Genomic DNA, 20,127 nt, shown 5'->3' with positions numbered 1-20,127 from the left:
TTGAGGTGCCCGAGACCTCCTCGCCCTCGAGCACCTCGAGAAAGCCTGACTGAGCTTGCTCGCTGGACTGAGGTTCAACGACCCACAACGCCCGCTCCCACGGTGCGGTAGGCGCTGCCGATGGATGCCTGCCGAGGTCGAGCGGGCGCTGTGAGCGAGGCGGCCCGAAAGCTCGATGGCCAGGCCCGGCTTGGCGGGGCAAGGCAGTACGCGAGCGCGCAGTGTGTGGACGGCCACTGCGAGGTGGGTATGACAGCGACGCCCCGGGCGCCGTCGTCGATCGAGCATGCGGCGAGTAGGAGGGCACCGGGGCGCCCGAGAAGATGGGCCGCGTGAACCCAGCCGACACCTCGGGTTGGACAGGCATTCGGTGTCGCCCGGCCGCATGCACGACGTGTGAATGCTGGGGCCCCGCGAGTCCAGGGGTGAGGCTCGCCGATGCGCCGCGCCGGAACGCAGAGATACCAGCGGAGGGCGGGCTGGGATCAGCTTTGCGATGCCGTGCCAAGAGGAGTCCTTCAGTCCAAGCGTCAGTCCGGATGAAAACAGTTCGATATCGAACGAGCCACAGACAGGTTACTACTATCCAGGTTAGTTTCTCCCCGCTGGCCCCAAAATCGATTCTTCGAGCTCTGCGCAGCTCCGACGGTGCGCTTGGTTGACCAGCGGGTACATTGTGGCCGACTACGCGTCGGCGTCAATGCGTGCGCAAGTTCTCGCCTGGGCAACTGCGTCGATAACGAAGCGTCCGGCTCGTAACGGTCACCATAGATCGAACCGACTGGTGGCTTGGCTGACAGCCCCTGTCGCCGACAGCCTGCACTCGACGATCACCCGCCAGAGAGCGCGACAGCGGTCCTGGCATGATCGGCCGCATGCGTGGACTGCTACGAGCGCTCGGGTGGGGTGCGGTCCTCGCCGCTGCTGCCGGGATTGCTGCCCACTATTCTGGCCTGGTCAGCAATCTCGTGTCCCGGGTGGCGGCGTTCACGCCGGTGCTGATCATCGTCGGCGTCGTCGGTCTGCTGCTGTTGCTCGCTGCGCGCGCCTGGCTCTCCGCGGCGGGAGCTGTGCTCGTCATCGCCGTGGGCGTGACGGCGCAGGCCCCGCTGTATCGGGGGGCGGACGAACAAGTCTCGGACTCGGACCTGACCGTGATGCAGGCCAATATCTATCTCGGGCAGGCTGATCCGGACGCGCTAGTGTCGCGGGTGCGCGACTCAGGCGTTGACGTCGTGACGGTGGTCGAGCTGACGTCTGAGGCGGTGGGAGCCCTCGAGCGCGCCGGGTTGCGGCAAGCCTTGCCGTTTGCGTTTCTTCGTCCCCGAGACGGTGGAGGTGGAGCTGGCATCTATGCGCGGGCCCCGCTGACCGACGGGCAACTCTTGCGTGGGTTCGAACTGTCGAATCTTCGTGCGCGACTGTTGCTTCCGAACCGATCGCCAATTTCGATCTATGCACTGCACCCGTTGCCGCCGTATCCCGAACCGTCGTGGCGCTGGGATGCCGAGCTCCGCGAGTTGCACTCGATCCTCTTCGCCGACACAGATCCACTGATCATCGGCGCCGATGCGAACTCGACCTACGATCACCGCTCCTTCCGGCAGCTACTGTCGGGACCGCCGGATTCGCCCCAGCTGACCGACGCCGCCGAGCATCTCGGATCGGGCGTCGTCGCGACCTATCCTGCCGGCCGGCCCTACCCGTCGCTGCTTGCGCTCGACCGGGTGCTGACACGCAATGGCCCGACACCGACATCGTTCCAGCGGATCGATCTGCCGGGCTCCGATCATCACGGGGTGCTCGCGAGCATCCGGCTCAGCGAAGGATGACGTCCCCGAGTAATCTCGAACCATCGGAACACCTCGGTTCGTGACCGACAGCCTTATGTCAACTCGATCGAGCCTGGCAAGCTATCTCCCCCAACGCTTTCCATATGCCGCCACTGGCTACTTCATGATTCAGCCGGGTGGCGCCGGTGAGGGTGGAGGTGGGTTGCGGTCGCCGGGTTGGGGAATCGGGAAGGTCATCGACAGGCTCGGTGGGTCCGGTGGTGCGAGCCGGCTTTGGGGGTTGGCGCGCACCGCGGCCTCAGCCTCGGCCAGGGGCGCGGAGGCTCTGCCGCGGGCTTGCTGTTCGGTCACCGGTTTGCGGCCGTCAACCGGGATGAGGGTGTACCACTCCTCGGACTCGAGGTAGCGGGTGGCGAACAGGTACCACTGGCCGACCTTGAGTGGTGTGTCGCCGTTGACGGAAATGTAGACACCGTCTTTGACTCCGCCTTGCTGGTTGACTACCACGCTCTCGAAGACTTCGCCCTTGATCGCTGTTTTGGTGAGCACGCTGTACTGAGTTTCGGGGAGCGGCCCGAGTGCCTTGGCGCCAGCAGCTGATTCGACACGGCCGCTGAAGACGTGTGTGGAGATCGCCATCAGATTACGCAAGTCAGAGGTGTCGGTAATCGAGTCCGCATGGGCGGTCGAGGTGGCCGTGGCCGATTCGAGGGGCGGGATGCCCTCATTGACGGTTTGTTCGCCGCACGCGGCCAAGGTGGCAGCGGCGAGGATGCCGGCGATGCCGAGTGTGAGGGCCGCCGGTCGTGCTGCTCGGTGGTGGGTCATCAGAATCCCCACTTGTTGTGGTATAGGTCGCGGGTGAGGCCGGTGGGTGTGTAGGACGTTTCGCGGGCCCCGTCATTATCTGCTATCAGGTCGTTGGAGCAGGTGGAACAGCCCCAGTGCGTGCCCGACCTCAGTCCAAGTTATGTCACTTTCTAGTAAAAGTGCCTGTCCCCCAGCTGTTTTAATGTGCCGATAATTTACGTTCTGTCAGGTAGTCCTGACGGGGCATCCGTTGATGTCTGGTTATCTTGACGTCACAGGTCTACCGTAACTGCATGGGCTGGATACACGAGAGCTCCACGCACCTGCACGAGGCGGCGTTGGTGCCGTTCTTCGAGGACGGGACCGTGAGCCACGGGTCGATCATGACCGACGGCGTGGACTACGAGATCGTCGAGACCGGCCGGCGGCCGGACGATGACCGTCGTCGGCCGTCGGCCGAGATCGTCGGGTGGTTGTTGCGCTGCGATTGCGCCCGCCGATCCAGTCCCGAGGTGTCGACCTGGACCGATCCGGTCCAGTGGTCGCGAGTGCCCTCATCCTCCCTCGAGGATCTCACCAGCCATCGCGTGTTCGCCCCCGACACCGACCTCGACGTCAACGTGCGGCCAGAGGTCGCAGAGGCCGCCCGAGCGGTGTGGCGGGGCGAACATCTCGACCCGATCGACGTTGACGACGAGATACGGGCCGCCGCAGATGCCCGCAGGAACGCCGACGCGCAACTCGACGCCGCCGTGGCCAAAGCCCGCCGACTGGGTCGCTCGTGGGCCGACATCGGCGCGGCCACCGGCATGACCCGACAATCGGCAAACGAGCGCTGGAAAGACCGTACGTGACTGATGCCGTCACGCTACGTCGCAACCCACCCGGGCTCCCAGACGTAGTGTCACGCAGGAAAATCTAGTACGCGAAGTAGCGAGGATCGTCCTTCAAGACGAGCGCCTCGCCATCATGCTCTGTGGTGTCGGTCGAGAGCTGTAGGAGGTGCTGCTCGGGGTACTTGTTGGGGTCGACGTCGGGGTCGTCTGGGGCGTAGTCGAGGTCGTACTCGGTCTTCGGGACCGCGACGTCGCCCTGAGCGCGCCATAAACCCGCACCCGGTAGACGCCGGGCGGCAGGACGAATGCGTCGAGGTGCCGTCGATCTGGTCGCGGCCCTTTGCCCCAGTCTCCCTAGGCTCGACGGGCGCTCGTCATGCAATGACCGTCTGCCCACGCCGCACGGATCAGCCGAACCCAGCGGCTGCACGGCGACCAAATTCCTGGTCCTTGGCACCCATGCAGTCGTGCTGAACCCCATCCCGACCCACACAGCTATTCAGCTATTCATTCTGTACGCGGGGACCTAACCGAGCGTCTAACGATTACCGTCCGGGTGTCAGCCCAGGGTGGATGCGTAATGGTGTCGAAGCTGGAGCAATCCCGATCTTAACCATGGTGTCATTGACCCGTGGTACTGAGACCATGCGCGACTCCTCGAGCTACCGCCTGGACACATCCTCCTCAAGATCGCGACACGCCCCTCGAACCAAGCTCCGACCGCCAACGGGCCGTATATAATATGCACCCTAGACTCTTAGAGTCTGCCTTATTCAGTTGCCGACGGTTGCGGATCGAGGCGGGGAAGATCCGCGCTCTGGAGTTTGCTACATGACCGATAAGGCAGCGCTCAAGAGGAGTCCATACTATGCTCGATGTGATCGCTGGTGCGGCTGCCAAGTCCGCGGCAACCGCTATTACGTCGGTAACGCTAAGTGAGTACCGTAACCGGCTCAGTAGGAAGCAATTTCGCGAGCAGCTCACAAGTGCCCAACGCAAAGGCCTGACCAAGACCAGCGAAGAAGTTATTGACGATTTTTCTTACCCTGTAATAAAGCGTTTCATAGGATACTTGGAATCAACCCAGTATCAATTGATTATTCGCCGAATCATACAGTCCTGCTACAGCAAGGATCACGGCAAGCTGTCGTCAGAACACATGTTCGAGATCGAACAGTCCATTCGAATCGAGGTGCAGACCACTCCCGAACAAGCAGCGATACTGGCCGATATCATCGTCGAACACTTGACGCCGACAATCGTAGTCCACTTGGCTGAATCGCGCTCGGGTGACAAACTCCCTAAAGAAGTTCTCGCGTCGGCATTGCCGGCCATCGACCAAGTTGATGACGTGTCGGGGCGCCACGTATCAGTCCTCCGCCTGCTAGTCAGTCTAGCGCCAGTTCTCGAGTTTGCAGACGCAGTTTCCCGTCAAGTTGCAGCTGTGCACAGTCGGATGCCCCAACACGGAGCCGGCATGGCACGGCACAAACACGACTTTGACACGTTGTATGTAGCGCCCGTAGTTAGTTACGACTCCGCAGCTTACGAACCAAGACTAGACTACGCATCACGGCTGGTGATATTAGGTGATCCAGGAGCTGGAAAGTCCACTCTTGTCACACACACAGCACTGTCGATTGCTAGGAATTCGGTCAGGGACCAAGACGGCACCACCGTGTTCTTCTTGACCCTTAGGGAAATAGCACATGATATTGTTGAGAAGAAGAAGACAATCGTTGAATGTATCGAATCAAGCTGCGCATCACCTTACAACGTAGTAGCACCTAAGGGCGCCGTTGATTATCTCCTAATCACCGGTAGAGCGAGTGTGGTGTTCGACGGACTCGACGAGTTGACCGAGATATCAAAGAGACAACGGGTTGTTGATGCTGTAACAGCATTCGCAAACCTTTACCCGGCTTCACCCATCTTCGCGACTTCACGCGCCGTCGGCTATGAGAACGCGCCGCTGAATGCAGCTTCCTTCCGACACGGAAGAATACTAAGTTTCGACGACGATCAGGTGTTCGAGTACGCGAACAAGTGGTTCCAGGCAGAGTCGACCGATACCTCCCGTATCGAAAAGCTCAGATCGACGTTTATGACATCCAGTGGATCTGTGCGTGACCTTCGCTCAAACCCTCTAATGCTTTCGCTCATTTGTTTCCTCTACGCCTCGGAAGGCTGGATACCAAAGAATCGGCCCGAACTCTATGATAAATGCACAAGACTCTTGTACGACACCTGGGACAGAGATCGATCGATTGAGGGCTTTCAACCCTTCGGCTCGGCTACTAAAGCCTCGGTCGGCACGCTCGCGAGATGGATGTTAGCGAACCCAAGCACACAGAACGGCGTACCTCGCGATCGAATCATCGAAGTACTCGCAGACTACCTCCATCCTCGAGTTCATGAAACTCGTGAAGCCGCTGAAGATTCAGCAAGCGAAGTCGTGGAATACTGGACTGGACGGGCTTGGATTCTCACCTCAGTCGGCGCCACCAATTCACAAGAATTGTACGCGTTCACGCACCGAACATTTCTAGAGTACTTCGCTGCATCAAATATTATGAGCTTGTCGCGAACTCCGTATTCCCTACTTGGAACCCTCTCCGCCTACATCAATGATGGGGCACATGAGGTGGTGTGCGATATCTGCCTCCAGATGGCCCGCGATCAGGAGGATTTCGTTGATGAATTCTTGGAGCTACTCCTCGATCACATCGACGAAGGCCTGTTAACAGTTGGGAACACCCTTAGGTTCGTTGTTAAGTGCCTACTGCATTCCACCCCTCGGCCAAATACCCGTCGCAGAGTTGTGACCGCGATGAGTCGGGCGGTGAGAACGGATCACGGTCTGTTCAGAGCTTATTCGGCGCTCTTGTGCGCCGAGCGGGACAATCTGCCGTCGATCGCGGCGGTTATCTACGATCCAGATCTGTCCAAGCTCGGTCCAGAAGACTTCGCCGATGTCGTTCTACGCTTCTCCACCTGGATGATAGCTGCCGAATCCGACTCTTTCATTCCAGATATCCACGGCAAGTTCTGGGCAGAGTTGGCGATCAATCATCGTGCGCTAGTAGCGCGCGTCAACGCCGTTAACCTCGACGCTGACCCAGATTGGATTCGAGTGTCAAACTTCCTCTATGGTGATCTGTCAGCGTCGACGCTTGTCGATACGTTAGACCGCCCCGACAGTCTTATTTTTTCTGAGGTGTATCCACGAAGTGCAGAGGTGCCGCTGTGCACGCGACTACTAGCAGCCGTTCTTAATAGCCTCGTCGAGACGAAAGAGTGTCAGACTTTCAGTGGCTTGGGGGATTTTGCTTTTTCACCCGAGGACAGCCAGATCATTGCCGAGTATTTGGCATCGAAGGTACTGACGAATCCCGTCGACCTCCCCTCGATCGATCAACTCATCCGGATCACTCTGCCATCTGTTCAGATCGATATCCGAACGGTGGACCGCCGCGTGTTCTCGCTTGCTGCAGTATTGGCTGCCGTTCAGACCGACATTGATTACGCAGTGTCGCGCTTCTCTCGTGGCCCTAATTGGCAAAAGAAGGATTACTGGGATCACCTCCTAGGCGTAACTCCAAAGTCTTATCGTCTGACCGATCTGCCGGTGACGCGTCCGACGCGAGTGTTCCTCTATCGATGGTTTGGTTCCGGAGTATGGACAGTTAAAGGCGATGACAGGAAGGTTCGAGACAAGTTATTCGACGTGGAGGTAAAGGCATCGTCAGGATAGACTGTTCGACGTCGTGGCATGTGAGACCAGCCCTAGGTCGTTCGATATCTTCCGGTGGCGTCCCGATGAGAGAACCCGTCCATGGGTCGGCGCCAGCCACCCGTGACGTGCCCACCTGACGCCGGATGCTGTGCACCCAGGGGCGTCGGATCGACACCGGATACCACAGCCCTCGGTGCGTCACGTGACGAAGCAGTATGTCCGGGTCGCGTGAAACTCACCCTGTGGCAGTCATTTTGAAATACCGATAATGTAAGTTATGTCATCAACTCGGCAATCGGGAACGGCCGACTGGTAGTGAGTGTGGCCTCGGTGGCCGTCCCTTCCCAGGCGATCTTGAGCTTGAGAGTTCGGTGTGCTCAATCAGCTATAACAGGCGAGCGGCGGCGCTGAGTACGGTCAGGTGGTCGAGAGTGACCGCCCAGGACAGCCGGGCGTCATCCAACTATCAGCTCTGGCTTGTGGTGTGGGCGGAGTGGACGTGATCAAAAGCGCTGCCGGATCTCGGTCGCGTCCTTCCTTGATTGCGACTCATGAGTCCGTTAGCTGAGCGTGTAGAGCGATTGTTCGTTTGCGGCGTAGGCTGTTTCGGCGTCTTTGGCGACCAGCGCGTTGACACGATTGATGGTGCTGCGTTGTTCCCAGTGTGTACCGTCTGGGCTGCGCCAGACGGTGTTGGCAGCGTCGATGCCCCAGAGCGTGCCGTCTGGTGCAGCCGCCAGGAGGGCTATAGCCGGCGCATCGGGGACGGTTGTGAAGGTCTGGGCGTCGTCGGTGCTGTGTTGCAGGCCGTCGGGGGTGGTTGCCCAGACGCCGCGGTCGGTGATCGCGAGTGCTGCTGCGGCCAGGGGGGCGCCGGGGGTCCAGCTTGTCCCGTCGTCGGTGGATACGAGCAGGCCATTGATGCCGTCGAAGCCTACGAGTATTTCTCCGTTGGTGGCGAGCGCGTGGAAGTCGATTTCGCCGGCCACCGATCTCGGTGTCCATGTCTGACCGCCGTCTTCGCTAGCGATGAGCCCCAGCGGGTTGGGTGCCGAGCTCCGCGGGCCGGGATGGCCGGAGGCGAAGATCCGATCAGAGCCGGTTACGCCGGTCAGTCCCATGAAGTCGTCGTCGGAGACGCCGACCCGACTGGTGGTTCCGTCTGCGGTGAGGGCGACTACGCCGGTGTGAGTTCCGGCGAGGATGGTGCCGTCGTCGCGGATGTGCAGGGCGTGGAGGTGGTCGAGTTCTGGGGTCAGTGTCGTCTGCGCTGGGGCCGCCGGCGGTGGTGAGGATGTGGGTCGTTCCTGGGTGGAGCAGCCGGTCAGCACAGTCACCGTGGCGATGACTGAGAGAACGACCGCAGCAGTGCGGATAGACAGGCTCGAGGCAGGCAAGCGGCTACGACTTTCGTGTGGGTAGGGCCGAGTTCGGTAGTGGCGGCTCTGGTGGTGGGTGTGTTCGGCGTGGCGGCGAGACCGAGTAGAGAGTCACCCTGGCCCTCTGGGGGCGTCGTGATCACGACATCTGGGTGGGAGTGGAAGGTTGCGAAGATTCTTGACCGCAACGTCTTTGGAGAATGAGGGAGATCAGGACGGTACCAAGGTGGTGACGCGCCCCGGAGAGGTCGCCGATCGCAGCGAGGTGGCGGGCGAGACCGATGTGCGCGGCGAGGTGGCGGCGTCGGTTCGAGGTGACGCTGAGGTGGTGGGCGCGGTGGAAAAACTGGTGGGCCGAGTATGGCGTGGGTGCTCGGTAGACGTCTCGCATGGCATGCAGATACTGGCGATGATGGTCGTTCGGGGGCGAGTGCGTCTCCCTCGGGGTCTCGGTCACGGCGTATTCCTCGAACTGGTACGCGCAGGCCAGGTCAACCCGCGTCATCACACTACTATATAGCCTAGTAGTTAGCGACGCGGTGGGTGCTGGAGTTGGGGCGTCACGGGCGAACCTCTGCGGCATACTGGCTGGTGGTGCAGATGTGCGGACACACCGGAAGGGTGTGTTGACCGTGGGCTCAGCGAGCAGACGGCGGGGCGTCGGGGATCGAGACGAACGATGGGTGAGCATCCATGAGTGCAGCGGTGGTGTTAGTTGTTGCCGCAGGTGTGCTGGGCTGGTTGTGGCCTCGATGGATGGTTCGAGTGCAGGGCCGTATCGATGCTCGTTGGGTGTTGGTGGCCTGGCCGGCCGCACAGGTTATGTTTGCGTTGCTGTGGGTGGGAGCTGTTGTGACGCTGACGGTTCCCGGTCATTTCGGCATCCATTCGTTGTCTGAGGTGGTGTCGTGTCTGCGGGTGTTGTCACACGGCGCATCCCCGCGGGTGGAGGCGATCTCCGGTGGCGTGCTGGCGGCGGTGACCGTGGCAGCGATTGTCCGAGCAGTGACGATCGCGGTGCGATCGGCGATGCGGATGCGTGGTGCTCGTGAGGAGTATTTGCAGTCGTTGCGGTTGGTGGGCGCCCGCAGTGAGCGCTATCCCGATGTGTGGTGGCTCGCCGACGGGCGGCCGATGGCGTTTTGTCTGCCGGGTAAGAAAGCCGGCATCGCCGCCACGACCGGGTTGCGGGCGGCGTTGTCCGGTGAGGAACTCGATGCCGTCGTTGCCCATGAGCGCGCACACCGGCGGCAACGTCATCACACCGTGGTGTTGGCGGCCCGCGCTCTCGGGCGTGCGTTCCCGCTGATTCCGTTGTTCAGCCGGGCGGGCCGTGAGGTCTCCGACTTGGTCGAGCAAGCCGCCGATGCCCGCGCCGCCCAGCTGGTGGGTGCGCGGGCGGTCTGCTCGGCATTGGGAACGTTGGCCCGTTCGGGACCTGTAGCGGGCCCGGTGGGTGTGCTCTCGATCAGCGAGTCGTCGACGGTGGGGCCTCGGCTGAGCCGTTTGGACTCCGGTCGCCGGTGCCGATCGCGGCGTCATCATGTGGGTGCCGCCGCGGCGGTGGCTGGTGTGGTCGCGGTGCCGACCACACTGGCGGTGTCCGGTGTCGTGGCGGCGATGGTGATCGCGATGTGTGTGTAGCCGAGACCGACCCGGGCGGGCCCGACCGCTAGGGGTTGTTGAGAAGCTGCTGCATCCTGGCGATTTCGTTCTCTTGGTCAGTGACGATCTGACGTGCCAGGGCGATCGCCTCGGGCGATTGGCCGTCTTGGATTTCGGTCTTGGCCATGGCGATGGCGCCGCGGTGGTGTTCGATCATCTGCGTCAAGAACAGGCGCGACGCCTCGGCTCCTTGCGCGTCGCGTAGCTGCTGCATCTGTTCTGGCGACATCATTCCCATCATCGACGGCATCGGGGAGGCACCCGGTGCCATCGACGTGTCCATGTCCATGTTGTGGCCCTGGCCCTCGAGTGGGGCTCCCCACTGCTTCAGCCACGACTGCATCTGTTCGATCTCGGGCTGCTGAGCGTCTTTGATCTGCTGCGCCAGACTGACGACCTTGGGGTTGATGTTGTCTTTCTCCAGCAGGATGTCGCTCATCATGATCGCCTGGGTGTGGTGCGGGATCATCTGCTGGGCGAAAGAGATGTCCGCGCTGTTGTGTTCGGCAGTGGCCGCCGCCGACGATTCGGCGCTCGTTGAGCTGGTGCCCATGCCCGTCATCGAGGAATGATCCTCAGTCGAGGTGTCCGAACACGCGGCCACCACTGTCAGAACAGCCGCCGCGGCAGCAACGACGACACCGGTTCGTGTGGCTCTCATCGATCTCCTCCTTCAAGAGTGATACTTCGCCACCGCCCGGCGGCGCTTCGATAACGATTCTACTAACACCGATAGTAGTTAGTCGCCTACTCTACACCCTCCAAACGGGCCGTGAACTGCGCAAACACGGCCGCCAATGCCCCAATAGTTCGCTTCGTCGAGGTGTCGCGTGTGACTGGTGGGGCACAAGTGACTTGTGGTGTGATCTCGCGGGTACACGCACGGCACTCGTGCGTGGGTCTACGACGTCCGCGGGAAAGGTCCGACCGCATGCAGACGGTGTTGACATCGCTACGGGTCAAGGCGGGGCAGCAGTGGGGCCCCAAAGCGCTGGGGGTGGCAGCGGCGATGTGCGTGGGCGTTGCGCCTGTGATTGCCACCGCACCGGCGGCGGCCTCGACCGATGGACATGTGGCCGGGGAGTTGATCGCGATCGTGCAGGACTCGGTGAAGGCCGCATTGGGTGGTGCCGCGGCGGCGAGTTTGGGGGAGCCGATCACGCAGACGGCGTCCTGCCTGGGTGCTCAGGCCCAGTCGGGCAGCGTCGGCGATGCGGGCAGTGCGACCGCGCTGCAGTGCTTCGGCACGTTTTCGCTCATCGATCCGATAGACGGGTTCCGGATCATCGACGCGTTACCGCTGGCCCGGCTGGTGGCCACCCTGATCGCCGCGATCGTGCCGCACGATCCGAACGAGCCGCATGGCCCCCAGCCGCAGGAACCCGGAACGCCGACGCCGCTGCTGCCCGGTAGTGGCGGTGCAGTGGCGCCGACTGCGGGTGAGATCACGTCCACCTTCGGTGACGGACGGGGCCATCAGGGCATTGATATCGGCAATGAACTGGGTGCGCCGATTGTCGCGGTGGCTGACGGGGAAGTCATCACCTCCGGACCCGCTGAGGGGTTCGGGTTGTGGATGCGGATCCGGCACGATGACGGCACGATCACCACCTACGGCCACAACGACGAGAATCTGCTCGAGCAGGGCGCGCGAGTACGGATGGGGCAATCGATCGCCACAGTGGGCAACCGTGGGGTCTCGACCGGCCCTCATCTGCATTTCGAGGTTCTCGACCCGACGGGAGTCAACGTCGATCCGGCACAGTGGCTGGCCGATCGCGGGGTGGTTCTGGCGATGGCCGCTGATGCCGACGCCCCCGCGCCGGGGCCGGTGGTGCCCCAGTGGGTCGGCGAACGACGCCTGTGACGAACCCGGTGTGGTGGGTCAGGAACGAACGAGGCGAGCGATGGCCGCCGAGGCTTCAGCGATCTTCTCCTGCGCCTCCTCGCCGCCGGCGTGGGCGGCATCGAGCACACAGTGGGTGAGATGGTCGTCGAGCAAACCCAGCGCCACCCCCTCCAGTGCCTTGGTCAGCGCCGAAATCTGGGTCAGGATGTCGATGCAGTACTGCTCCTCGTCGACCATCCGATAGATACCTCGGGATTGCCCCTCGATGCGCTTGAGGCGGGCCAGGTATTTGCCCTTGTCGCTGATGTAACCGTGGGAAGAGTGTTCCGAGGCAGAGGATTCTTCCGGGGTGGAGGATTGTCCCGGTGCGGACGCAGCGGTCATGGACTCACCTTCTCAATGGATCGCGGTCGGTTGTGCTGCAGTGCACGCACTGTACTCGCGCCTGGGTGCAGGTCGAGTCGGCGTAACAGTTGCGCGTTGAGTGCGACCACGACCGTCGAGGCTGACATCAGAATCGCTCCGACCGACATCGGCAGGACGAACCCGATGGGCGCGAGAATTCCGGCGGCCAGCGGTACCGAGATCAGGTTGTATCCCGCTGCCCACCACAGGTTCTGCTTCATTTTTCGGTAGCTGGCGTCCGACAGCTCGATGACCGACAGCACCGAGCGGGGGTCGTCGCTGGCGAGGATGACCCCGGCCGAGGCGATCGCGACGTCGGTGCCGGCCCCGATCGCGATGCCCACATCGGCCTGGGCCAGGGCGGGGGCGTCGTTGACGCCGTCGCCCACCATCGCCACCTTGCGTCCTTCGTGCTGCAGTTCGGCCACCTTGCTGGCTTTGTCTTCCGGGCGTACACCGGCGAACACCCGGTCGATACCGAGGTCGTGAGCGACGGTGTGCGCCACTGCTTCGGCGTCGCCGGTGATCATCACAACCTCGACCCCGCGGGCGTGCAGCGCCTCGACGGCTTGGCGGGATTCCCCGCGCACCTCATCAGCAAGTTTGACAGCTCCGATCAGCTCAGTGTCGCGGGTGACATGCAGGATGATTGCGCCGTCGGCGCGCCAGCGATCAGCGATGGCCAGTTCCTGATGGCCCTGTTCCTCGAGCATGCGGGGCCCGCCCACCCGCACTGTGGCGCCCTCGACGCGAGCGGTCACACCGACCGCCGGTGACGAGGTGAAGTCGGTGGCCGCCGGCACCGGCCGCGCGCGGTCGCCGGCCGCTGCGACAATTGCTCGCGCCAGCGGGTGCTCACTGTCGGCTTCGGCGCTGGCGGCCAGGGTGAGCACGGTGTCCTCATCGACGCCGTCGGCGGCCGCGATCTCGATGACCGTGGGCTCACCCTTGGTCAGGGTTCCGGTCTTGTCGAACAGCACCGCATCCACAGTGCGCATGGCCTCAAGTGCCAACCGGTCTTTGACCAGCACGCCGCCGCGGGCGGCGCGTTCGGTGGCAATGGCCACCACCAGGGGGATAGCCAAGCCGAGTGCGTGCGGGCAGGCGATGACCAGCACGGTGATGGTTCGAATCACCGCCTGGTCGGGTTGGCCGATGACCGTCCACACGATGGCGGTGATGATCGCTGAGCCGAGCGCGAACCAGAACAGCAGCGCTGCGGCGGAATCGGCCAGCCGCTGGGCGCGGGAGGTGGAGTTCTGCGCGTCTGCCACCAGGCGCTGAATCCCGGCCAGCGCCGTGTCGTCGCCGGTGGCGGTGATCTGGACCCGCAGCCCCGAGTCGGTGGCCACCGTGCCGGCCACCACCTGATCGCCGATGCCGCGGCGCACCGTGCGCGATTCTCCGGTGACCATGGATTCATCGAGCTCGGCCGAGCCGTCTACGACGCGACCGTCGGCCGGCACGCTGGCCCCCGGGCGCACGATCACCACATCTCCGACCTGCAGCTCACTGGGAGCAACCGTGGTGATCTGGTCGCCCTCGACGCGTTCGGCCTCATCGGGCAGCAGCGCGGCCAGCGAGTCCAGGGCCGAGGTCGTCTGGGCCAGCGACCGCATCTCGATCCAATGCCCCAACAGCATGATCACGATGAGCAGCGCCAGTTCCCACCAGAAGTCCAGTTCGTGGTGCAACACACCGATGCTCGCACCCCAGGACGCCACGAAGGCCACCGTGATCGCCAAGGCGATCAACAGCATCATTCCCGGTGCACGCGACCGCAGTTCTGCAGAGGCGCCTACCAGGAACGGCCGCCCACCCCAGCAGTACATCACCGTACCCAGCACCGGTGAGACCCACTTCAACACTTCACCATCGGGTAGGTCATAGCCGATGAGCATCGCGAACATGGGCGAAAAGGCCACGACCGGCACAGCCAGGGCACCCATGATCCAGAACAGCCGCCGGAACTGCCCGACGTGATCACCATGCCCCCCATGCCCAGCGTGATCATGGTCTGCGCGGGCGCGCTCAGCATGGTGATCGTGGTGGTTGTGTGACGCTGCGGCGAGTTGGCCGTGGTGGCGTTCATCGGCGGCGTCGTGACCGACGTGCTCAGGGGAAGAGTGCTCGTTCATGCCGCTACCTTATACCCCTGGGGGGTATACGTCGAGGGGTTGGTGGGTGGAACTGTGGACGATGAGTGGGGCGGGCTGGTGAAGGCGCGCAGCCGCAGGCTGTTGCTGACGACGAACACGCTGGACAACGCCATGGCGGCCCCAGCCAGCATGGGGTTGAGCAGTCCCAGCGCGGCCAGCGGTATCGCGGCGACGTTGTAGGCGAATGCCCAGAACAGGTTCATTTTGATCGTTTTCAGAGTGGTGCGTGCCAAGGCGATCGCGTCGGCGGCAGCGTTGAGGTCGCCGCGGACCAGGGTGATGTCGGCGGCATGCATGGCGGCGTCGGTGCCGGTGCCCATCGCCAGCCCGAGATCGGCGTGGGCCAGGGCAGCGGCGTCGTTGACGCCGTCGCCGATCATGGCCACAACCTTGCCGTCGGATTGCAGGTCGGTGATGACGGCGGCTTTGTCGGCCGGCAAGACGTTGGCGATGACGGTGTCGATACCGACCTCAGCGGCCACGGCATCGGCGACGGTCTGGTTGTCGCCGGTCAACAGGATGGGCGTCATACCCAGTGCGGCGAGCCGGGCGATGGCGTGTGCGCTGGTGGGTTTGATCGCATCGGCGACCGCCAGGACCGCATGGGCGCGGCCGTCCCAGGCGACGAGTACGGCGGTCTGTCCGGCTTCTTCGGCGGCGGTCTGCGCCTCGTTGAGGTGAGGGTCATCCACGGCGATGCCGTGTTCGGCCAGCAGCGTCGGACGCCCGACGGTGACCACACGTCCCTGGACCGTGCCGCGCACGCCTCGACCTTCGAAGCTGCGGAAGTCGTCGACCTCGTCGAGCGGCCCGACTTCGGCGGCTGCACCAGCAGCGATGGCGGCCGCGACGGGGTGCTCGGAGGCATTTTCCACCGCCCCAGCGAGGGCGAGCACGTCTTCGCGAGTGGTGGAGGGGGAGGTGGTGACCTGGACGAGTGTCATCTGGCCCGTGGTGACCGTGCCGGTTTTGTCGAGGACAACGGTGTCGACGGTTCGGGTGGATTCCAGGACTTCGGGGCCTTTGATCACGATGCCGAGTTGGGCTCCGCGGCCGGTACCGACCAGAAGTGCGGTCGGGGTGGCCAGTCCCAGAGCGCAGGGGCAGGCGATGATCAGCACAGCGACCGCGGCGGTGAACGCCGCTTGCAGGGGATAGCCGGCGCCGATCCACGCGCCGAGGACAGCGATGGCGACGGCGATGACCACCGGCACGAAGACGCTCGAGATCCGGTCGGCCAGTCGCTGGGCGTGGGCTTTGCCGGTCTGGGCGCGTTCGACCATCGCGGCCATTTGCGCGAGTTGGGTGTCCGCTCCCACGCGGGTCGCCCGCACCCGCAGGTGCCCGCCGGCGTTGACTGTCCCGCCGGTCACGGTGTCGGCGGGGGCGACCTGGACTGGCATCGACTCGCCGGTGACCATGCTGGCATCGACTGCCGAGGTCCCGGACACCACCACACCGTCGCTGGCGATCTTCTCGCCGGGGCGCACATTGAACTCGTCGTCAATGGCGAGCTCGCCGATCGGGATCCGATGCTGGTGGCCGTCCCTGATCACTGTGACGTCTTTGGCGCCCAGCTCCAACAAGGCCCGCAACGCCGCACCGGCGCGCCGTTTGGACCGCTTCTCGAAGTATCGGCCGGCCAGGACGAACATCGTGACCCCCGCGGCTACCTCAAGGTAGATGTTGCCTGCACCGTCAGAAGCGCTGACCGTCAGGGTGAATCCGTGGGTCATGCCTGGTTGTCCGGCGGTGCCGAAGAACAACGCATACAACGACCACAACAGCGCCGCGGTGGTGCCGACCGAGATGAGGGTGTCCATGGTGGCCGCACCGTGGCGCAGGTTGAGCAACGCGGCGCGATGAAACGGCCATGCCGCCCACACGATCACTGGCGCGGCCAACGTCAACGACGCCCACTGCCAGTAGGTGAACTGCCACGCCGGGACCATTGCCAGCGCGATCACCGGTACCGAGAGAACCACCGCACCGATCAGTCGGTGACGCAAGGCCACGAGCTCCCCGTCGTCGTCCGAAGGGTCATCGTCGGGGGCGGCACCTTTGGTGGGAGTGGCGGGCAGCGCAGCGTGGTATCCGGCCTGTTCGATGGTCTCGATCAGCAGGTGTGGGTCGACACCGGCGGGTGCGCTGACGTGAGCTTTTTCGGTGGCGTAGTTCACCGAGGCGCTCACTCCGTCGAGTTTGTTCAGTGTGCGTTCGATGCGTGCCGCGCACGATGCACACGTCATGCCCGACACGGCGAGTTCGACATCGACGGCGCCTGTCTGCTCGGCGGTGGCCGCAGGTGGGTGGATCGGAGCTGAGGTGGTCATGGGGGAGTTCCTCGTTGGGTGAATGCCTCGGCGCAATGCCCCGGGGTGGCGCTGGTCAGCGAGTTAGTGTCCGGCGTGCGGATCGGCCGAGGGGGCCGTGGAGTCAGGTGTCGGGGCAGGGGTGCCGGTGGGGGCATCGAGAACGAAGGTGGCGGTGTGCACAGCGCCGTCGACCTGGAAGTCGAGGTAGAGCAGATAGCGGCCCGGGGTGGGGGCGGTGGTGGCGAAGCGGACCTGTGGTCCCGCGAGTTGACCGGCGGTCGGTGCCACGCCCTCAGGGTGAACATGCAGGTAGGCCAGGTCGCCTTGACGCAGGGCCACCAAGTGACCGAAAGCGCCCAGATACGGCTGCAGGGTGGTAACCGGTTGTCCTGCTCGGCGCACGGTGACGGTCAGTTCGGACTCGGCGCCCGCGCGCAGATGACCGGCCAGCTCGATGTCGAACCCGTCGACGGATGACTGTCGTGATTCGGCGGTGGGTGGGGCCGGCTGGTAGTCACCGCTGACTTCGACGGTGCTGGTGAGGGTGAGGGGTTGGCCGGTGGCGGCGGGCACGAAGTCGGCGTAGATCCGGTAGCTGCCTCCCGTCGCCCACTGCCAGGGCAGCGTCCAGCGCCCTTCGGGCGAGAGGGTGGGGTGCACGTGTCGGAAGTTGGTGCCATCCGCGCGGACGACGATCAGGTGCAGCTGCTTGTCGTGCTCGGTGGCGAAGTCGGTGACCGCGGTCCCGGCGGCATCGAGGATCTCAAAGCTCAATGGAGCCTGCACCCCGGACGCATGGGGTGCCACCACATTCCCCAGGATGAAGCCGGCTGCTGCCATCGAAACTCCGCGAACCTGATCGGCCCCCGGAGACGAGGCGGATGTTCGCGACTGTGGTGCAGCATTGTGATCGGCATGGGCGGACTCAGCCGGGGAGGTCGACGCCCTGTCGGGAGCAACACCAGCGGCGATGGCATAGGCCGCGGCGAAAACTATCAGCAGAGCCGCAGCGAAGACGCCGAGCTTGGTTGGAACATTCATCGCTGGATTCCTGTCATCGGTGGTGGCGACACCCACGCCGCCCGGGAGAGGCTGAAGTCGCCAGTGGGGCAGACACTTCAGCCCCTCGTCGGCTACTGCGCCAGGTGGTACCCGGCCTCTTCGATCGCGCCGCGGATCGCGTCGGCCTCGATCGGGGCCGAGCTGGAGATGGTGACTCGCCCGCTGGCCACGTCGACCTCGACGTCAGTTACGCCGGCCAGTGCGCCGACTTCTTCACGCACCGACGCCGCGCAGTGCCCACACGTCATTCCGGAGACGATCACTGTCGATGTGCTCATGAGATGTGCCCTTTCGGTACAGCAGTTGTCAACTTCAGAAGACGGCTGCACTCGTTGCAGGCGTTTCGAGGGTGAGTGCACGTGTCTTCTGACATTCTGATGTCAGAAGTGCGGTGCACGGTCGCACGCTCGGCTCTCGGTGACAGGGAGGCTTGTGATGGACCCCGACAAGCTCGACGTCGTGGAGACCGGTGTGCTGACAGCGTCGGGGGAGCGGTGGTCTCAGGCTGAGGCCCGTTTCGCTGTCCTGGCTCCCTTGCTGGAGATGCATCCGGTGCGTTCGGAAGCGGTCGACGATGCCGCGCAACGGTTGGGATTGTCCAGGCGGCAGGTCTACACGTTGGTCGGCAGGCTCAGGAACGGGACGGGGACAGTCACCGATCTTCTGACGAAGGTCTCGTCGGGAGGGCGTGGCCGCAGCCGAGTGACGGCTGAGGTCGAGGAAGTGATCGGCGATCATCTTACCCGCTATTTTCTTCACCGCCAGAAGCTGAGTGTCGCTGCGCTGCACCGACGTATAGCACTGGCGTGCCACCGCGCGGGTCTGCCAGTGCCGGCCAGAAATACCGTCACCGCGCGTATCGCCGCGCTCCATCCGGCATCGGTGGCCAGGTCACGTGGAGGACCCGATGCCGCCCGCCCACGTCAGTCCGCCGGCGACAGTCCACCGACGGTTTCCGGGATTCTCGATCAGGTCCAGATCGACCACACCGTCGTTGATCTGATGGTCGTTGACGAGTACGAGCGGCAACCGATCGGCCGCCCCTACCTGACGATCGCCATTGATGTCTTCAGCCGTTCCGTACTCGGGTTCGTCGTCACTCTGGAGCCGCCGTCGTCGATATCGGTCGGGTTGTGCCTGGAACGCGTCTGCTGCGAGAAGCAGACATGGCTGGAGGCGTGCAAGCTCGCGGAGCAGGTGCAGTGGCCGATGGCAGGGAAGCCGAAACAGTTGTATCTCGACAACGCCTCCGAGTTCAAAAGCGAAGCGCTGCGCCGCGGATGCGCCCAGCACGCCATCACACTCGAATACCGTCCTCCGGGCCGACCGCACTACGGCGGGATCGTCGAACGCATCATCGGAACGGCGATGACGGCGGTGCACGAGCTGCCTGGGACCACCTTCTCGAACCCAGCGGACCGAGGAAGTTACGACTCGGACAAGCACGCGGCGTTGACATTGCGTGAGTTGGAGCGCTGGCTGGTCCTGGCCATAGCCGCGTATCACGTGAGCGTTCACACAGGGATCGGGAACACTCCGGCCGCCGTGTGGGCCGGCGAGGTCGCCGCAGTTGGTCACGCCCCTCGTGTGGTGCTCGGCGAAACCGCGTTCCTGGTGGACTTTCTTCCCGTCATCCGGCGACGTCTGACGCGCACGGGCTTCGTTCTCGATCACGTGCACTACTTCTCGAACGCGCTCAAACCGTGGGTTGCGCGGCGAGAGGACCTGGGGCGGTTCGTGATACGACGTGACCCACGCGATTTGAGCAGAATCTGGGTCCTCGAACCAGACGGTGCCGGCTATGTCGAGGTGCCGTACCGGACGATGTCACATCCCGCGGTGACACTGTGGGAGCACAGAGCTGCTATCGCCCGTCTCCGCGAACAAGGTCGGTCGAACGTCGATGAGAGCGCACTGTTTTCGATGATCGAGCAGATGCGCGAGGTCACCGACCGCTCGCAGAAAGCCACCCGCAAAGCCCGGCGCAACCGTGCCCGCCGCACGCATCTCACCGGCGACGCCGCGTGTGCACCGATCCCGGCGATCCACCCGCCGGTGGAGCCTCGAGCGGACGGCGGCACCGCAACGCCTGTCTTCAGCGACATCGAGGAATGGTGA

General features: G+C 63.6%; 15 protein-coding genes. 6 read left to right on the top strand and 9 right to left on the bottom strand.

What is annotated here, in order from left to right; all coding sequences use genetic code 11:
* Window positions 1-977 precede the first annotated feature (977 nt).
* The gene (locus AC3B6C_RS25525; RefSeq protein ID WP_338086033.1) at window positions 978-1,832 is read left to right on the top strand and encodes an endonuclease/exonuclease/phosphatase family protein; all 855 of its coding nucleotides are present in this window, start codon (window positions 978-980) and stop codon (window positions 1,830-1,832) included.
* Between the two features lie 129 nt (window positions 1,833-1,961).
* Here the strand turns inward: AC3B6C_RS25525 and AC3B6C_RS25520 are convergent, their stop codons facing one another.
* On the bottom strand, window positions 1,962-2,633 hold the full coding sequence (locus AC3B6C_RS25520) for a hypothetical protein (protein WP_488376477.1): 672 nt from the start codon (window positions 2,631-2,633) through the stop codon (window positions 1,962-1,964).
* A 263-nt stretch (window positions 2,634-2,896) separates the two neighbouring features.
* Here AC3B6C_RS25520 and AC3B6C_RS25515 point away from each other — a divergent pair, with 263 nt between their 5' ends.
* Window positions 2,897-3,457, top strand: a complete 561-nt coding sequence (locus tag AC3B6C_RS25515; protein ID WP_488376475.1) for a hypothetical protein — start codon at window positions 2,897-2,899, stop codon at window positions 3,455-3,457.
* An 850-nt stretch (window positions 3,458-4,307) separates the two neighbouring features.
* Complete coding sequence (locus AC3B6C_RS25510; RefSeq protein ID WP_488376473.1) at window positions 4,308-7,193, top strand: NACHT domain-containing protein; 2,886 nt, start codon at window positions 4,308-4,310, stop codon at window positions 7,191-7,193.
* Window positions 7,194-7,735: 542 nt separating this feature from the next.
* On the opposite strand, the gene AC3B6C_RS25505 is transcribed toward AC3B6C_RS25510, so the two are convergent.
* Entirely contained in the window at window positions 7,736-8,572 is an 837-nt protein-coding gene (locus AC3B6C_RS25505; protein WP_488376472.1) for a F510_1955 family glycosylhydrolase, read from the bottom strand.
* 121 nt (window positions 8,573-8,693) lie between these two features.
* Window positions 8,694-9,059, bottom strand: a complete 366-nt coding sequence (locus tag AC3B6C_RS25500; protein WP_175404277.1) for a hypothetical protein — start codon at window positions 9,057-9,059, stop codon at window positions 8,694-8,696.
* Window positions 9,060-9,247: 188 nt separating this feature from the next.
* Here AC3B6C_RS25500 and AC3B6C_RS25495 point away from each other — a divergent pair, with 188 nt between their 5' ends.
* Complete coding sequence (locus AC3B6C_RS25495) at window positions 9,248-10,198, top strand: M56 family metallopeptidase (RefSeq protein WP_058250556.1); 951 nt, start codon at window positions 9,248-9,250, stop codon at window positions 10,196-10,198.
* 28 nt (window positions 10,199-10,226) lie between these two features.
* Here the strand turns inward: AC3B6C_RS25495 and AC3B6C_RS25490 are convergent, their stop codons facing one another.
* Window positions 10,227-10,880, bottom strand: a complete 654-nt coding sequence (locus AC3B6C_RS25490) for a DUF305 domain-containing protein (protein WP_058250557.1) — start codon at window positions 10,878-10,880, stop codon at window positions 10,227-10,229.
* Between the two features lie 270 nt (window positions 10,881-11,150).
* Here AC3B6C_RS25490 and AC3B6C_RS25485 point away from each other — a divergent pair, with 270 nt between their 5' ends.
* Window positions 11,151-12,086 carry a M23 family metallopeptidase gene (locus tag AC3B6C_RS25485; RefSeq protein WP_058250558.1) on the top strand — a complete coding sequence of 312 codons (936 nt, stop codon included), beginning with the start codon at window positions 11,151-11,153 and terminating at the stop codon, window positions 12,084-12,086.
* A gap of 18 nt (window positions 12,087-12,104) precedes the next feature.
* Here the strand turns inward: AC3B6C_RS25485 and AC3B6C_RS25480 are convergent, their stop codons facing one another.
* From AC3B6C_RS25480 to AC3B6C_RS25460, 5 genes are all read right to left on the bottom strand, one after another.
* The gene (locus AC3B6C_RS25480) at window positions 12,105-12,452 is read right to left on the bottom strand and encodes a metal-sensitive transcriptional regulator (protein ID WP_058250559.1); all 348 of its coding nucleotides are present in this window, start codon (window positions 12,450-12,452) and stop codon (window positions 12,105-12,107) included.
* Window positions 12,449-14,611 (bottom strand): heavy metal translocating P-type ATPase, encoded by a 2,163-nt coding sequence (locus AC3B6C_RS25475; RefSeq protein ID WP_488376460.1) that lies wholly within the window; start codon window positions 14,609-14,611, stop codon window positions 12,449-12,451. Before AC3B6C_RS25475 ends, AC3B6C_RS25480 begins: the two co-directional genes overlap by 4 nt.
* Window positions 14,608-16,965 (bottom strand): heavy metal translocating P-type ATPase, encoded by a 2,358-nt coding sequence (locus AC3B6C_RS25470; RefSeq protein WP_488376455.1) that lies wholly within the window; start codon window positions 16,963-16,965, stop codon window positions 14,608-14,610. Before AC3B6C_RS25470 ends, AC3B6C_RS25475 begins: the two co-directional genes overlap by 4 nt.
* 63 nt (window positions 16,966-17,028) lie before the next feature.
* Window positions 17,029-17,988, bottom strand: a complete 960-nt coding sequence (locus tag AC3B6C_RS25465) for a hypothetical protein (RefSeq protein WP_435084754.1) — start codon at window positions 17,986-17,988, stop codon at window positions 17,029-17,031.
* Window positions 17,989-18,080: 92 nt separating this feature from the next.
* Window positions 18,081-18,287 carry a heavy-metal-associated domain-containing protein gene (locus AC3B6C_RS25460; RefSeq protein ID WP_101823217.1) on the bottom strand — a complete coding sequence of 69 codons (207 nt, stop codon included), beginning with the start codon at window positions 18,285-18,287 and terminating at the stop codon, window positions 18,081-18,083.
* A 157-nt stretch (window positions 18,288-18,444) separates the two neighbouring features.
* Here AC3B6C_RS25460 and AC3B6C_RS25455 point away from each other — a divergent pair, with 157 nt between their 5' ends.
* Window positions 18,445-20,127 (top strand): Mu transposase C-terminal domain-containing protein, encoded by a 1,683-nt coding sequence (locus tag AC3B6C_RS25455; RefSeq protein ID WP_058253861.1) that lies wholly within the window; start codon window positions 18,445-18,447, stop codon window positions 20,125-20,127.

This window comes from Gordonia sp. 11cp (assembly GCF_057767225.1).
Note: the sequence above shows the minus strand (reverse complement) of the source record. Positions and strands in the feature narration are given on the sequence as shown.